Annotated in this window: 10 protein-coding genes; 6 read left to right on the forward strand and 4 right to left on the reverse strand. The window is 73.4% G+C overall.

The window, feature by feature from the left end:
• Nucleotides 1–14: 14 nt before the first annotated feature.
• From ACFXI4_RS23495 to ACFXI4_RS23505, 3 genes are read right to left on the reverse strand one after another with little or no spacing between them, the layout of a single operon-like run.
• Nucleotides 15–773, reverse strand: coding sequence for a LamB/YcsF family protein (locus tag ACFXI4_RS23495; RefSeq protein ID WP_384994018.1), 759 nt, complete (start codon nucleotides 771–773; stop codon nucleotides 15–17).
• 19 nt (nucleotides 774–792) lie between these two features.
• Complete coding sequence (locus ACFXI4_RS23500) at nucleotides 793–1614, reverse strand: putative hydro-lyase (RefSeq protein ID WP_384994020.1); 822 nt, start codon at nucleotides 1612–1614, stop codon at nucleotides 793–795.
• Nucleotides 1611–2930 (reverse strand): MFS transporter, encoded by a 1320-nt coding sequence (locus tag ACFXI4_RS23505; RefSeq protein ID WP_384994022.1) that lies wholly within the window; start codon nucleotides 2928–2930, stop codon nucleotides 1611–1613. Before ACFXI4_RS23505 ends, ACFXI4_RS23500 begins: the two co-directional genes overlap by 4 nt.
• Before the next feature lie 154 nt (nucleotides 2931–3084).
• On the opposite strand from ACFXI4_RS23505, the gene ACFXI4_RS23510 reads away from it, so the two are divergent.
• From ACFXI4_RS23510 to ACFXI4_RS23525, 4 genes are all read left to right on the forward strand, one after another.
• Nucleotides 3085–3786: a GntR family transcriptional regulator gene (locus ACFXI4_RS23510; RefSeq protein ID WP_384994025.1), complete on the forward strand. Its 702-nt coding sequence runs from the start codon at nucleotides 3085–3087 to the stop codon at nucleotides 3784–3786.
• A gap of 150 nt (nucleotides 3787–3936) precedes the next feature.
• A complete protein-coding gene (locus ACFXI4_RS23515; RefSeq protein ID WP_384994027.1) occupies nucleotides 3937–5463 on the forward strand; it encodes a hypothetical protein in 1527 nt (508 codons plus the stop codon).
• A 106-nt stretch (nucleotides 5464–5569) separates the two neighbouring features.
• Nucleotides 5570–6433, forward strand: coding sequence for a hypothetical protein (locus ACFXI4_RS23520; protein WP_384994029.1), 864 nt, complete (start codon nucleotides 5570–5572; stop codon nucleotides 6431–6433).
• Nucleotides 6434–6488: 55 nt separating this feature from the next.
• Nucleotides 6489–11084, forward strand: a complete 4596-nt coding sequence (locus tag ACFXI4_RS23525; protein ID WP_384994031.1) for a hypothetical protein — start codon at nucleotides 6489–6491, stop codon at nucleotides 11082–11084.
• A 15-nt stretch (nucleotides 11085–11099) separates the two neighbouring features.
• On the opposite strand, the gene ACFXI4_RS23530 is transcribed toward ACFXI4_RS23525, so the two are convergent.
• On the reverse strand, nucleotides 11100–11648 hold the full coding sequence (locus tag ACFXI4_RS23530; RefSeq protein ID WP_362728072.1) for a hypothetical protein: 549 nt from the start codon (nucleotides 11646–11648) through the stop codon (nucleotides 11100–11102).
• A gap of 436 nt (nucleotides 11649–12084) precedes the next feature.
• Here ACFXI4_RS23530 and ACFXI4_RS23535 point away from each other — a divergent pair, with 436 nt between their 5' ends.
• Together ACFXI4_RS23535 and ACFXI4_RS23540 are read left to right on the forward strand one after the other, a co-directional pair.
• A complete protein-coding gene (locus ACFXI4_RS23535) occupies nucleotides 12085–14919 on the forward strand; it encodes a nitrate- and nitrite sensing domain-containing protein (protein WP_384994034.1) in 2835 nt (944 codons plus the stop codon).
• Nucleotides 14916–15350 carry a roadblock/LC7 domain-containing protein gene (locus ACFXI4_RS23540; protein WP_362726795.1) on the forward strand — a complete coding sequence of 145 codons (435 nt, stop codon included), beginning with the start codon at nucleotides 14916–14918 and terminating at the stop codon, nucleotides 15348–15350. Before ACFXI4_RS23535 ends, ACFXI4_RS23540 begins: the two co-directional genes overlap by 4 nt.
• Nucleotides 15351–15352 lie beyond the last annotated feature (2 nt).

Genomic DNA, 15352 nt, shown 5'->3' on the forward strand with positions numbered 1-15352 from the left:
ATTCGTGTCCGTGCTCATGCGAAGGCCGTCACGGTCACGCCCGCCTCGGTGAGCCGCGTGCGGACCCTGCGTGCCAGCTCCACGGCGCCCGGGGTGTCACCGTGCAGGCAGAGGGAGCGGGCGCGTACGGCGATGCGCGTGCCGGAGTGCGCGGTGACCGCGCCGGAGCGCGCCAGCTCCACCGAGCGCTGCATGACCGTCTCCGGGTCACTCACCACCGCACCCTCGCGCCCGCGCGGGACGAGCCTGCCTTCGTCGGTGTAGGCGCGGTCCGCGAACGCCTCGGCGACGGTGGGCAGTCCCGCCGTCCGGGCCAGCGCCAGCAGCCGTGAACCGGGCAGCCCGAGAACGGGCAGCGAAGCGCTCGCGAGGAGCACGCCGTCGACCACCGCCGCGGCCTGCTCCTCGTCGTGCACCACCCGGTTGTACAGCGCGCCGTGCGGCTTCACATACGCCACCCGGGCGCCGGCGGCGCGCGCGAAGACCTCGAGCGCACCGATCTGATAGGCCACCTCGGCCGCCAGCTCGGCGGGCGGCACGTCCATCGCGCGCCGCCCGAACCCCGCCAGGTCCCGGTAGGACACCTGGGCGCCGATCGTCACCCCGCGCGCGGCCGCCAGCTCGCAGACCCGCCGCATGGTGGCCGCGTCCCCCGCGTGGAAGCCGCAGGCCACGTTGGCGCTGGTGACGACGGACAGCAACTGCTCGTCGTCGGTGAGCCGCCAGCGGCCGAAGCCCTCGCCCAGGTCGGCGTTCAGGTCGATCGAGATCATGGATCAGCTGTCTCTCGTGTCAGGCGACGCGGTACTGCTCGTCGCGGGCGTCGCTGATGAACATCTGGCCCGGCGCGTGGGTGAGGGCGAACGGCGGCCGGGAGGCCATCACCGCGGCCTGCGGGGTCACCCCGCACGCCCAGAACACCGGGATGTCGTCGGGGCCGGCGTCCACCGGGTCGCCGAAGTCGGGCCGGCCGAGATCGTGGATGCCGAGTGCCGAGGGATCGCCGCAGTGCACGGGGCCGCCGTGCACCGCCGGGAGCCGGCTGCTCTCGCGGATCGCGGCCGACAGATGCTGCGGCGGGACCGGGCGCATCGACACCACCACCGGGCCGCTCAGCCGGCCGGCCGGGCGGCACGGGCGGCTGGTCACGTACATGGGCACGTTCCGGCCCTGCTCGACATGGCGGATCGGGACCCCCGACTCGGCCAGCGCCCACTCGAAGGTGAAGCTGCACCCGAGCAGGAACGTCACCAGGTCGTCCCGCCAGTAGGGGGTCGCGTCCGTCGGCTCGTCCACCAACTCCCCGTGCCGCCACACCCGATAGCGCGGCAGGTCGGTGCGCAGGTCCGCGCCGTCCGCCAGCACGGTGGCCGTGCCGCCGGCGTCGGTGACGTCGAGCACCGGGCAGGGCTTGGGGTTGCGCTGGCAGAACAGCAGCATCTCGTAGGCCCAGTCGGCGGGCACCGAGATCAGGTTGGCCTGAGTGTGACCGGCCGCGACCCCGGCCGTGGCGCCCGTGAGGCCCTGCCGGAACCGGGCCCGGGCGGATTTCGGACTCCACGCGTGCGCGTGCCCGTCGACGAGGGTGACGGGGCGGTCTTCCGTACGGTTCACGCCAGTTCCTTCCCGCGCGTCTCCGGCAGTCCGAACAGGGCCAGGGCGGCGAGCCCGTACCCGGCCGCGCCGAAGACCAGCGCACCTCCCACGCCCCAGCTGTCGGCCAGGAAGCCCACCAGGGTCGGGAAGACCGCGCCCACCGCGCGGCCCGCGTTGTACGTGAAGCCCTGCCCGGTGCCACGCACCGCCGTCGGGTACAGCTCGCTGAGGTAGGAACCGAACCCGCTGAAGATCGCCGACATGCAGAAGCCGAGCGGGAAACCGAGCACCAGGAGCGTGGTGTTGGCGCCGTCCGGGATGTTCGCGTACGCGAGCACACAGACCGCCGACAGCAGCGCGAACAGCCAGATGTTGCGGCGCCGGCCCAGCCGGTCGGTGAGGTACCCGCCGGTCAGATAGCCGAGGAAGGCCCCCGAGATCAGGAAGGTCAGATAGCCGCCGGTGCCGACGACCGACAGACCGCGCTCGGATTTCAGGTACGTGGGGACCCAGGTCGCCAGCGTGTAGTAGCCGCCCTGGACACCCGTGGACAGCAGGCCCGCGAAGACCGTGGTGCGCAGCAGGCCCGGCGCCTCGGCCGTGCCCGGACGGAAGATCGCGGCGAACGAGCCGCGCCGTGGGCTTTGTTCACGTACCGCGACCGCCTGCGGGGCGTCGTGCACACGGCGGCGCAGCCACACCACCAGCAGCGCGGGCAGCGCGCCGGTCCAGAACATGACCCGCCAGGCGAAGTCGTCGCCGGCGAACGAGAAGACCAGGGTGTAGACGAACACGGCGAGGGCCCAGCCGACGGCCCACGAACTCTGGATCGCGCCCAGGGTGCGGCCGCGGTGCCGGGCGCTCGCGTACTCGGCGACCAGGATCGCGCCGACCGCCCACTCGCCGCCGAAGCCGAGGCCCTGGAGGGCCCGGAACACCAGCAGGGTCTCGTAGTTGGGGGCGAAGCCGCAGGCCACCGTGAAGACGGCGTAGGTGATGACCGTGATCATCAGGGCGCGGACCCGGCCGACCCGGTCCGCGACCACGCCCGCCGCGGCGCCGCCGACCGCGGAGACCACCAGGGTGACGGTGGTGAACAGGCCGGTCTGGCCGCTGTCCAGGCCGAAGTACGCCGCGAGCGCGACCATGCTCAGTGGCAGGGTGAAGTAGTCGTACGAGTCCAGGGCATAGCCGCCGAAAGCTCCGGCGAACGCGTGCCGGCCGCGCGGGCCGAGGGCGCGCAGCCAGCCGAACGCGCCGTCATCGGGAGCGCGTTCGCCCGCGCCGGGCTGTGTGTCGGAGGCCAGGGACTGCGGTGGAGGGGTCGTGCTCATGAGCACCTCGCAGAAGAAAGGGGGGACGAAGGGTGCGGGGCTGAGCGATGCGGTGCCGTGCGGAGATGAGCGTGTTGAGCACCGTAGGGGATCGTTCAACGATCCTTCAATACCCACGTTGTTTCGTCCCGGTGTCTGCGGTTGAATTCCGGGCATGGCAGAGCAGCTGTCGGGACTGACCGACGACCGTGCCCTCCTCGGGCGCACCAGCACCGCGGAGCGGGTCTCCGACATCCTCAGGAGCCGCATCGCCGACGGTTACTTCCCGCCAGGCACCCGCCTGTCGGAGGACGGCATCGGCGGCGCGCTGGGCGTCTCGCGAAACACGCTGCGCGAGGCGTTCCGGCTGCTCACCCACGAGCGCCTGCTGGTCCACGAACTCAACCGGGGCGTCTTCGTCCGGGTCCTGACCGTCGAGGACGTCGAGGACATCTACCGCACCCGCTCCCTGGTCGAGTGCGCCGTCGTACGCGGTCTCGGTGAGCCCCCCTACGCCCTTGACGGACTCTCGGCGGCGGTGAGCGAAGGCCGGCAGGCGGCGGCCGGAGATGACTGGAAAGCAGTGGGTACGGCCAATATCCACTTCCACCGGGAACTGGTCGCCCTGGCCGGCAGCGAACGCACCGACGAACTCATGCGCAGCGTCTTCGCCGAACTCCGCCTCGCGTTCCACGTGGTCGACGACCCGCACGCCCTGCACGAGCCGTACCTGGCCCGCAACCGGGACATCCTCCAGTGTCTGGAGGGCGGCGACAGGCGCGGCGCGGAACAACTCCTTGAGACCTACCTCACGGACTCCCTGGAACGAGTGGTCGAGGTCTACCGCCGCCGGGTCGGCGAGGATCTGACTCCTTAGGCAGCGGCGTCCCGCCAGGGGTGCGGGGAACTGCGCGGTCGGCCCCCACCGGCCCCGCCCGAAGAACCGGCCTGACGTCACCCCGGTGCCACCGGGGAGCGTCCCGCGTCGTTTGGGCCGATGTCAGACCCAGGACCTAGTCTGTGCACCGTGACTTCGCCTGCGACGACGGACAGCGTTCCGCCCCAGCTCAGCGCGGGGCCGCGCCCCGCACCGGGGCCGGCCGCCGACGAGGGGCTGGCGCGGCGGCTGCGCGCGCTCGCCTGCACCGCGCCGCTGCACGACCTGGACACGCGCAAGGCGAACCTCGCGGGCGAGTACTCGGTGTACGGCATGGCCGAGGTGGCCCTCTCCGCCATCGACCTGGTCACGCTGAACATGGACTTCGACACCGGCGCCGACCACGAGCAGATCGTCGCCCGGCTGATCCCCCGTATCTCCGCCCAGACCCCGCACCGCCCCGTCGCCGAGCACGAGCGCGTGGCCCGCTGGGTCCTGGAGAACCTGATCAACGTCGGCAGCGTCGACCGCGGCTTCCGCGCGGTGTACGGCACCTTCGCGCCCGACGGGTCGTACGTCCGCCGGGACTACGACTTCAAGCTGATCGAGGAGGTGCCGGGCCCCGGCGGCACGGTGTACCTGCGGACGACCGACGAGGCGGTCAACGTCCTGGTCGGGGCCCTGGACACGGACGTCACCAGTGCCCAGATCGCCGCCGAGGTCAAGCTGGAGGTGCTGATCAGCCGAGGTCGCCTCGCCGACGCCCAGCTCGCCGCCGAACAGGCCCGCTACCGGACCGTGCAGTACTCGGAGACCCTGCGCCGCGCCCTTGACGCCACCCGCCGCAATGTCCGCGCGGTCGACTGGCTCGACGCCGTCCCCGACATGATCGCCGAGGCGCTGGACCACGTCGCCGACCGCTACCGGCACGAGAACGCGATCCTCACCAACATCCGCAAGGCCCGTGACGAGACCGAGGAACCGGAGAACAAGCGGCGCGCCGCCGAACTGGTCGACATCGTCAAGGACTGCATCCGACGCCACACGCAGTTGCAGTCCCGTCTCCTGGAGGCCGGGCCGCTGTTCCGCGCGGAGCAGGACAGGCAGGCGTTCGCGACGCCGATGACGACGTCCGGAACCGACCTGTACGGACACCTGCTCGCGCCGCTGCTGCCGTTGCCGCTGGAACAGGCCGGGCGGGTCACCGGGGCGTTCTTCGCCCGCGGGACCGGGCTGCGGACACCGGTGTCGGTGCGGGTGGGCGACCTCGTCGACATACTGCTGACGCCGCCCGTGGAGCGGGAGCACCTGGGTGCGGAGATGCCGGAGCCGGACCTGATCGCCACGCCGGACGACAGCCGGTTCAGCGAGGAGCAGCTCGCCGCCGCCATGGAGCTGCTGGACCTTCCGGCGGACGCGCCGCGGCGGTTGTCGGGGTTGCTCGCCGAGGCGCGCACGCGGGACCCCGAGCTGCCCTACCTGGTCGCCCTGCTGGCCGTGCACGCGGCCAGTCCCGCGGTCGGTACGGCGTATCGGCAGGGTGAGGAGAAGCTGCTGTTCGCCGTGGACGACGGGACGGAGCTGGACGATCCCGAGTTCGGCGGGGCGGATCTGATCGTGGGGACCGCGCTGCTGGACGCGGTGGGGATGGCCGCGGACCGGACCGAGGCGGCTTGATGTCGTGTGCCGGATGCGGCGCCGTGGTGGCTGGTCGCGCAGTTCCCCGCGCCCCTTTCGGGGCGCTCGCCCGCCACCGTGTCGCAGAGAATGAGGAGTGGTCGTCGTGAGCGAGTACGTCGAGGCCGAGGCGCCCGCCGGGTCGGCGCATGCCGCCGTCACCCCGGCCGATGCCGCCGATGCCGCGCGACTCGTCGCCTTCGGGCTGCAGCCCAAGCTGCAGCCCGCGCGTGATCAGGAGTACACCGAGCTGCTGCGGCGCTACCGGGAGGACCCGGCGTTCGCGCGGCTCGCGGACGCCGTGGCCGCCGGGCTCGGACTCGTGGTGCTGGAGGTGTCGCCCCGCGCCGGGATGGCCGTGACCGCCGCCGAGGACTCGGTGTTCGCCGTACGCATGGGCGACTACGCGCGCCGGACCTCCGCCGACGGCGGCGACCGGTTCCTGCACGGGCTCGCGCACCTCGCCGTCGCCGCGCTGGCGTTCCCGCGCCCCGAGGACCTGGCCGACGACGGCTACATCGGACGGATCACGGTCAACGGCGTCGACACCTTCGTCCGGCAGGCCTGCCGCCGCCTGGAGGAGCGGGCCGACGAACTGGGGGAGAACACCGACCCGGCCACCGACGCGCCCGGCCTGGAGGCCGCCTGGCGGATCTGGGCCAGACGCAGCGCGACCGGCGCCACCAAGGACGCCCGCAGGCTGGCCGGATCCACCACCGGCATCATCGGCAAGGCCGTCGTCTTCCTCACCGACTCGGGGTTCCTCCAGCGCACCGGCGACGACCAGGGCGGCACCTACCGCACCACGGCCCGCTACCAGCTCCAGGTGCGGGACATGGCCGGCAGCGCCGCCATGGCCGAACTGCTGGAGCTCGGCGTCGTCCCGGTCACCGACGGCACTGCCAGCCTGCTGCCCGCCGACGACGGCGACGACCTGGTCGCCGACGCCGGGCTGCCGTTCCACTCCTGAAGCCCCTGACCGTCCAGAACCACCGCACCTTTCCCCAGACTTACGAGAGTCCGCCATGTACGAGCTGTCCCGGGTCCGCCTCTACTCCATCGGGCCCGCCGGTGCGCGCTACGCCGACACCGTTCTGGACCTGCGGGGCGTCGGCCGGCCCGTACCCGACCCGGCCCCCACCCAGGCGGAGTTCTTCGAGGAGGAGCCGGCCGGCCCGCCGCGCAGGCCCGCGCCGGCCGGCGTGCTCTTCCTGGAGAACGGCGGCGGCAAGTCCGTCCTGCTCAAGCTGATCTTCTCGGTGATGCTGCCGGGGCACCGCAACACCCTCGGCGGCGCCAGCTCCGGCGTGCTGCGCAAGTTCCTGCTCGCCGACGACTGCGGGCACGTCGCCCTGGAGTGGCAGCACACGCTGACCGGTGAGTGCGTGGTGGTGGGCAAGGTGAGCGAGTGGCGGGGACGGCAGGTCTCCAACGACCCGCGGAAGTTCGCCGAGGCCTGGTACTCGTTCCGGCCCGGACCCGGGCTCGCCCTGGACAATCTGCCGGTCGCCGAGTCCACCGCCGTACGCCCGCCCGTGGAGGGTTCCTCCGGAGCGCAGGGCCGGCGGCGCACCATGAAGGGCTTCCGGGACGCCCTCACCGAGGCGGGCAAGGCGTACCCGCATCTGGAGGTGCACTGGGAGGAGATCCACGACCGCTGGATCGAGCATCTCGGCGACCTCGGTCTCGACCCCGAACTCTTCCGCTACCAGCGGGAGATGAACGCGGACGAGGGCGAGGCCGCCGGACTCTTCGCGGTCAAGAAGGACTCCGACTTCACCGACCTGCTGCTGCGGGCCGTGACCGACACCCGGGACACCGACGGACTCGCCGACCTGGTCGGCGGCTTCGGCAACAAGCTGGGGCGCCGCGCCGAGCTGATCGCCGAGCGGGACTTCACCGCCGGGTCGGTGGACCTGCTGGGGCGGATCGTCGAGGCGGCCGAGGCGCGGGGCCGCGCGCGTGACATCCACACGGGCGCCGAGCGCCGTACCCGCACGATCGCGCGTCGGTTGTCCGCCCGGGGCGTGCAGGAGCGGGTACGCGCCGCCGACCTCGCCCAGCGCGTCACGGCCGCCGCGTACGCCGTCACGCACTCCGAGGGCGCCCGCGAGCGCAGTGCGCTGATCGCCGCCGAACTCGCCTACCGGCACGCCTCGCTGGCCCTGGCCGCCGGTGAGAAGTCCGCCGCCGCGCAGAAGCGCGAGCTGGCCGACGCCCGCACCCTGCACTCCGCCTGGCAGGCCGCCGAAGCCGTGCTGCGCCACCGCGCCGCCGCCGACCGCGTCGCACGCGTGGCCGCCGCCATCCAGGAGGCCGAACGGGACGCGGCGCCCGCGCTCGCCGCCCGCGCCAGGGCCGCCGTCGACCTCGTACGGGCCCTGCACGCGGCCGCCCAGAGCGCGGAGCACCTCGCCAACGAGGAGGAGGAGCGGTCCGCCGCCCTCCAGGAGGTCAGCGACGGCGCGCACCGGGACTCGACCTCCGCGGCCACCGAGGCGCAGCGCGCCCGCAGCGAGGTCGGGCATCTGCGCCAACGCCTCGGCGAGGTCGAGCAGGAGACCGCCGAGGCGGTCCGCGCCGGCTGGCTCGACGACAGCGCCCCGGACGCCGACCCGGCCCGAGCCGCGCTCGCGGCCAGCGACGCCGAGAAGACGGCCGTGGCCGCCTGGGACACCGCACGTGAGGCCTCCCGCAAGGCATCCGAGCACGCGCGCGAGGCGGCCTCCGCCGAGTCCCGCGCCGAGCTCACGGCCGCCCGCGCGGCAGACGCCGCGACGGCCGCCGAGCGGACCTACGACGCCGAGAAGCGCCTGGCGGAGACCCTGGCCGCGGAGGAACGCCTCACCGAGCTGCTGGGCCTCACCGGTTCCCGCACGACCATCCCGCGGCCCCGGGGCGAGGGCACCGACGAGGGCCTCGGCGCCGAGGAACTCGACCGGTTCGCCGACGAACTGCGCGAGCTGCTTGACGACGCCGTCGGCTCCGCCGAACGGCATCTGTTCGAACTGCGCACCGCGGCCGCCGACGACTCCCGGATCCTCGGCGCCCTCGGCGACGGCGGGCTGCTGCCGCCCGGCCCCGACGTGCTGGCCACCGTCGAGTACCTCGGCGAGCACGGCATCCCCGCGCTGCCCGGCTGGCGCTATCTCGCCCAGGCCGTCGATCCGACGGACCACGCGCGCGTGCTCGCCGCCCGTCCCGAACTGGTCGACGGCGTCATCATCACCGACCCGGACACCCACGCACGGGCCCGCGAGGCGCTCGGCGAGGCCGCCCTGCTGCCGCGCTCCGCAGTCGCCGTCGGTACGGCCGCCGCCCTGCTCGCACCGGCCCCGGCCGCCGACGCCACCCCGGGCGACGTGTTCCTCGTACCGCCGAACCCGGCCATGCACGACGAGCACGCCGCCGACGAGGAGCGACAGGCGCTGCGCGCCCGGGCCACCGAGCGGGACGACGAGATCCGCGGCCTCGCCGCCCGGCTCGGCAAGGACCGTGAGCTGGCCGCCCGGCTCGCCTCCTGGCGCACCGGCTGCCCGGCCGGGCGGCTCGGGGAGCTGGCCCTGGCCGCGCGGGAGGCCCGCGCCTTCGCCGAGGAGTCCGAGGCCGAACTGGCCGAGGCACGGACCGCGCGGGCCGAGGCCGAGGAGACGGCCGCCGAGACCGCCCAGGTGCGCGACGAACGGCAGGAGGCCGCGCAGAGGGCCCGCCGCGCCGCCGACGCCCTCGCCGGCCTCGCGTTCCGGCTGCGCGAGCGGGCCGGCTGGCAGGTCAGACTGCGTGAACTCGCCGACGAGGCCGCCGAGTCGGAGGCCCGCGCCCAGTCCTGCCTGGAGCGCGCCCGGGTCGCCGACGAGGACCGGCGCGGCGCCCAGCGCGCCGCCGACGACGCCCGCCGCACCGCCCGCGCGCTGCGCGCCGAGCGAGCGGAGATCGCCGGCGCCCCCGACGACGTACCGGAAGCCGACGAGGACGGCCCCAAGTCCTCGCTGCCCGCACTCCGTGAGGCCTACCGGGCCGCCTCACAGGTGTACGAGAAGGTCGGCGTCGGCGCCGACCTCCGCGCCGAGCAGGCCCGTTCGGAGAGCGACGAGAGCACCGCGCTCACGGAGCTGGAACGGCTGACCAACAAGGTCCGCACCCGCGCGGAGCAGCTGTTGCAGTCGCCCGACGGCTCCGACGGGCCGTCCCGGCAGGCCGCCGCCGCCCGCGCGGAGGAGCTGGTGCAGCTCCTGGAGACCCGGATGTCCACCGCGAGCGAGCAGCTCGGCCGGCTGCGCGGCGAGGCCGAACGGCACGCCCCCGAGGACGGCGCGGCGCACACCGAGCTGTCCGAGGAGCTCCAGCCGCGCGACGCCGAGCACGCGCAGGCCCTGCTGCGCACCGCGACCGCCGAACTCGCCACCCGCACCGAGGCCCTGGCCCAGGCCCGCGAGGCACACGCCGAACTGCTGGCCGCCCATCGCGCGGCCGAGGACGCGGCCGGCGGCTTCGACGAGATCGCCGCCATGCTCCGCGACCTGCTGCGCGAACACGTCACCGAGGAGGAGCAGGAGGAGCCCGAGCCCTACTCCGGCACCCTGGAGGAGGCCCGGCAGTCCGCCGCCGAGGCCCGCCGGTCGCTGCGCGGCTGCGCCGGTGATCTCTCCGCCGCCGAATCCGCCGTGCGCGAGGCGAGCGACGTACTCGTGCGGCACGCCAACTCCACACGGTACGAGGCCGTCCGGACGCCCGCACGGCAGCAGATCCGTGAACTGCCCGCCTCCGCCCTGCCCGAGCACGCCCAGAAGTGGGCGGACGCCTTCGCGCCCCGACTGCGGGTGCTGACCGACGAGCTGGCCCAGCTGGAACGCAACCGCGATTCGATCGTGGACCGGCTGCGCGGGCTCGTCGAATCGGCCCTCGCGACCCTGCGGTCCGCCCAGCGGCTGTCCCGGCTGCCCGAGGGGCTCGGCGAGTGGTCCGGCCAGGAGTTCCTGCGGATCCGGTTCGAGGAACCCGACCAGGCCACGCTTGCGGAGCGGCTCGGCGAGGTCGTCGACGAGGCGACCCGGGCCGCCGTGAAGAAGAACTCCGACCTGCGGCGGGACGGAATGTCCCTGCTGCTGAGGGGGGTTGCGGCGGCCCTGCAGCCGAAGGGGGTCGCCGTCGAGATCCTCAAGCCGGACGCCGTGCTGCGCGCGGAGCGGGTGCCGGTGGGGCAGATGGGGGACGTGTTCTCCGGGGGGCAGCTGCTCACCGCGGCCATCGCCCTGTACTGCACGATGGCCGCGCTCAGGTCCAACGACCGCGGGCGCGACAAGCACCGGCACGCGGGGACGCTGTTCCTCGACAACCCCATCGGACGGGCCAACGCCACCTATCTGCTGGAGCTCCAGCGGGCCGTGTCGGACGCCCTGGGCGTACAGCTGCTCTACACGACCGGGCTGTTCGACACCACCGCGCTGGCCGAGTTCCCGCTGGTCATCCGCTTGCGGAACGACGCCGACCTCAGGGCAGGACTGAAGTACATCAGCGTGGAGGAGCACCTGCGCCCTGGGCTGCCGCAGCAGCCGCAGGCGGGGGAGGCCGGGCACAGCGAGATCACGGCGACCCGCATGTTCAAGAGGCCGTCGGCCTGACGCCGCGCCCCGGTCTCAGAGGTGGGACAGCTGCCCGGCGCTGCCGCCCCGTCGCCGTATCCGCTCCTGCTCGCGCTCGGCGGCCCGCTGCCGCCGCCGGGCCGCGCGCCGCTCGCGGCGGAGCGAGCGCGCCGTGCTGCTCGGCTCCGAGACCACGCCGTTGCGCTGGTTCCACACCTGGCGGGTCACCAGGACGTCCACCGCGCCCCAGGTGGCCACCACCGTGCTCGCCACGCTGCTGATCACCATCGGGAACGCCAGCCAGGACTCCGCCATCGTGCACAAGAACGCCACCATGGCCTGGATCAGGGTGACGGCGATGATGATCAGCGCCCGCACCGCCGACGTACGCACCGGATCCGGCATCCGGTACCGCTTGGCCGGCTCTTCGACCCACAACGGCCGGTACTGTGCCTGCTGTTGTGTACGCGCCCGCGCACCGGAGGGTTCCTCGTCGCCACCCCGTGGCGAAGGGCCACCGTCCGGAGCCCCGGGTCCCGGGCGCACCGCCGTACGTGCCGCCGTGCCGTCCTCGGACGCCAACTGCCGTTGAGCCGTCCCCATCAAGGTGTCACTCCCCACCGCCGACAGTCCCCCTCGCGCCGGTGTCCGATGACCCCGGCTCCCCAGTGGCTGCCCGGCTTGCGCTGTTTTACGCCGCACGGGCGCGAGATACGTCTCCTGTGGCCGATTTCGCACCCATCGCCCATGAACAAGGACGAACGAACTCGCCCGAAGATTCCCCGGCAGTGAAAATTTCCGGCCAACTGATCCTTCGTGTCGTTCCCGCCCTCACACACGCGAAGTCGGCGTGATGGCGGTGGCAATCTCCCGCAATGCCCGGACATCTCGCCCTGCCGGTGCCGCATGTCCCGGCAGCGGGGCGGAGGTTCACTGTTGGGACGCGTCTTCGAGTTATCCATGCGGCGGTAGTAGGCTCGCGCCGTTTGTTGACGTACACGTGTACCCCCGGCCGGCGGGGGTCGAGCTGGGGGAGGCCATGCGCTTTCGCGGGAAGTCGATCCGCCGGAAGATCGTGGCGCTGCTTCTCGTGCCGCTCGTGTCCCTGACGGCCGTCTGGGGCTTCGCGGCCGTGCTCACGGGGCGCGAGGTCACCCAGATGTTCCACGAGTCGAACCTCGTCGAGGACGTCGCCTACCCCACGGAGGACACCACCCGGGTCCTCCAGCAGGAACGCCGGCAGACCCTCGTCTATCTCGCCGACCCGCGCGCCGCCGACGCACTCGCCGCCCTGCACCGCACCCGCACCGCCACCGACGGCGCCGTCGCCGAACTGCGGAAGAACGCCGGGAAGCAGAGCACCCGTGACGACATGGGCGCCGACGACGCCGAACGGCTCACCGCCGTGCTCGACGCGTTCGAGGGCATCGAGGCCCTGCGCCACAGCGTCGAACAGGGCACCGTCAGCCGCGCCCAGGCCCTCGACCTCTACAACCGCGTGGTCGACCCCTGCTACACGCTGCTCGCCTCCCTCGGCGGGACCGACGACGTCGAGATGGACAAGCAGGCCCGCGCCCTCGTCAACATCACCCGCGCCCGCGAACTCCTCTCCCGCGAGGACGCCCTGCTCGGCTCTGCCCTCGTGGTCGGGAAGCTCACCCGCGGCGAGACCCGGGAGATCTCCGACCTCGTCGCCCAGCGCACCCTCCTGTACGACATCAGCCTGCCGCTGCTGCCGTCCTCGGAACGCGACCGGTTCGACCGCTTCTGGAAGAACGCCACCACCGCCCCGCTGCGGACCGCGGAGCAGTCCGTGACCGACGCCGGATCCGGTGTGCCGAACGACGTCAGCGCCAAGAGCTGGGACACCACCGCCGGCACTGTGCTCGACGAACTGCGCACCCTCGACGACCAGGTCGGCGACCGCTACCAGGACCGCATCCGGCCCGTCGCCGTCGGCGTGATCGTCCAGGCGGCCGTCGTCGGTGTCCTCGGCCTGGTCGCCGTGCTCTTCTCGCTGGTCGTCTCGGTCCGGGTCGGCCGAAGCCTCATCCGCGACCTGCGGCTGCTGCGCCAGGAGGCACACGAGGCCTCCGGGATCCGGCTGCCGAGTGTGATGCGCCGGCTGTCCGCGGGCGAACAGGTTGACGTGGAGACCGAGGCCCCGCGCCTGGAGTACGACAGGAACGAGATCGGCGAGGTCGGCCAGGCGCTCAACACCCTGCAGCGCGCCGCCGTGGAGGCCGCCGTCAAACAGGCCGAACTGCGCTCCGGCGTCTCCGAGGTCTTCGTCAATCTCGCCCGCCGCAGCCAGGTACTGCTGCACAAGCAGCTCACCCTGCTCGACACCATGGAGCGCAGGACCGAGGACACCGACGAACTCGCCGACCTCTTCCGCCTCGACCACCTGACCACGCGCATGCGCCGGCACGCCGAAGGCCTGGTGATCCTCTCCGGCGCCGCCCCCTCGCGGCAGTGGCGCCGCCCCGTCCAGCTGATGGACGTGGTGCGTGCCGCCGTGGCCGAGGTCGAGGACTACGAGCGCATCGAGGTCCGCCGGCTGCCCCGCGTCGCCGTCACCGGCCCCGCGGTCGCCGACCTCACCCACCTCGTGGCCGAACTCCTGGAGAACTCCACGGTGTTCTCGCCGCCGCACACCGCCGTCCAGGTCCTCGGCGAACGGGTCGCCAACGGCTTCACCCTGGAGATCCACGACCGTGGTCTCGGCATGGCGGCCGAGGCGCTCCTCGACGCCAACCTGCGGCTCGCCGAGACCCCCGAGTTCGAACTCTCCGACACCGACCGGCTCGGGCTGTTCGTGGTCAGCCGCCTCGCGCAGCGCCAGAACGTCCGCGTCTCGCTCCAGCCGTCCCCCTACGGAGGCACCACCGCCGTCGTCTTCATCCCCGACCTGCTGCTGACCGACGACATCCCCGACACCAACGGGATCGGGTTCCGCCTCGACCGCCCCCGGCCCGCCACGGAGACCGAAGCCGAGGAGAGCCGCGCCACCACCCTCACCCAGGTGCCGGCGCAGCGCCCCGGGCTGCCGGCCGCTCTCCTGGGCGGACCGGTCGAGCTGGAGGCACCGGTCGACCTGGACGCGTTCGACGACTTCCCGGGCGCCCTCACCGAGGAGGACAGCGAGCGCGGCGGCCTGTTCCGCCCCGGCCGCTCCCTCGCCCGCGCCGACGACGACACCGCGCCCGTCGTGAGCGAGCTGCAGCAGTCCACCCCGGACCCCGCGGACGGCTTCCGCGACGAACGGCCCGGCGGCCCGGTACCGGTGTCCCGGCGGGGTACCCCCAAGCTGGTCAGCTCGCACGGCAGGCCCGTCAGCGAGCAGCGCTCCCGCCGCGCAGGGCCGGACGAGCGGGACCCGGCGGACACGGGCCGGCCCGAACCGCGCGGACTCGCCCCGCTGCCCTCCCGCCGCCGCACCGACCCGTCCCCGCAGCGCACCGGCGGGCCGGCCGGCCACGACGAGCGGCGCACGGCACCCGAGGCGGCCGTCCCGGCCGAACCTGCCGGGCCCCCCGCCCTGCCGCGGCGCACCCGCCGCCCCGAGACCGCCTCCGGCAGCGGTACCGACGACTCCGTCCCGCCTCTGGGCACTACACCCCCGGAGGCCGCACCCGGCACCCGGCCGCTGCCGAGGCGGGTACGACAGGCCAACCTGGCCCCACAGCTGCGACAGGACCCGGCCCGACCCGCCGGGCACGAGCCGGAACCCGTCGAGCGTGACGCCGACGAGGTCCGCAGCCGCATGGCCTCGCTCCAGCGCGGCTGGCAGCGGGGCCGGGCGGAGAACACCGCGGGCGACAGGTCCGGGGACGGCACAGCACAAGGAACGACTAAGGGGGACGGTCGATGACCGATCCGAAGGCGACCGGCCGCACGGCGACGACCAAGGGCGAGCTGAACTGGCTCCTGGACGACCTGGTCGACCGGGTCGCCAGCATCCGCAAGGCCGTGGTGCTCTCCGGCGACGGCCTGGCCACCGGTGTCTCCAAGGACCTCACCAGAGAGGACGGCGAGCACCTGGCGGCCGTCGCCTCCGGCTTCCACAGCCTCGCCAAGGGCGTGGGCCGCCACTTCGAGGCGGGCAGCGTCCGGCAGACCGTCGTCGAGCTCGACGACGCCTTCCTGTTCGTCACCGCGGCCGGCGACGGCAGCTGCCTGGCCGTCCTGTCCGACGCCGACTCCGACGTGGGCCAGGTCGCGTACGAGATGACACTCCTGGTCAAGCGGGTCGGCGCACATCTGGTGTCCGCCCCACGCACCGATCTGCCCTCGGGCGGGTAGTG

It is taken from the genome of Streptomyces sp. NPDC059224, assembly GCF_042754285.1.
In the GTDB taxonomy this organism is placed as follows: Bacteria; Actinomycetota; Actinomycetes; order Streptomycetales; family Streptomycetaceae; genus Streptomyces.

Coding starts and splice junctions, on each gene's coding strand:
- ACFXI4_RS23530 (WP_362728072.1), bottom strand. CDS start 11,648: ATGGGGACGGCTCAACGGCAGTTGGCGTCCGAGGACGGCACGGCGGCA.
- ACFXI4_RS23525 (WP_384994031.1), top strand. CDS start 6,489: ATGTACGAGCTGTCCCGGGTCCGCCTCTACTCCATCGGGCCCGCCGGT.
- ACFXI4_RS23505 (WP_384994022.1), bottom strand. CDS start 2,930: ATGAGCACGACCCCTCCACCGCAGTCCCTGGCCTCCGACACACAGCCC.
- ACFXI4_RS23495 (WP_384994018.1), bottom strand. CDS start 773: ATGATCTCGATCGACCTGAACGCCGACCTGGGCGAGGGCTTCGGCCGC.
- ACFXI4_RS23540 (WP_362726795.1), top strand. CDS start 14,916: ATGACCGATCCGAAGGCGACCGGCCGCACGGCGACGACCAAGGGCGAG.
- ACFXI4_RS23535 (WP_384994034.1), top strand. CDS start 12,085: ATGCGCTTTCGCGGGAAGTCGATCCGCCGGAAGATCGTGGCGCTGCTT.
- ACFXI4_RS23510 (WP_384994025.1), top strand. CDS start 3,085: ATGGCAGAGCAGCTGTCGGGACTGACCGACGACCGTGCCCTCCTCGGG.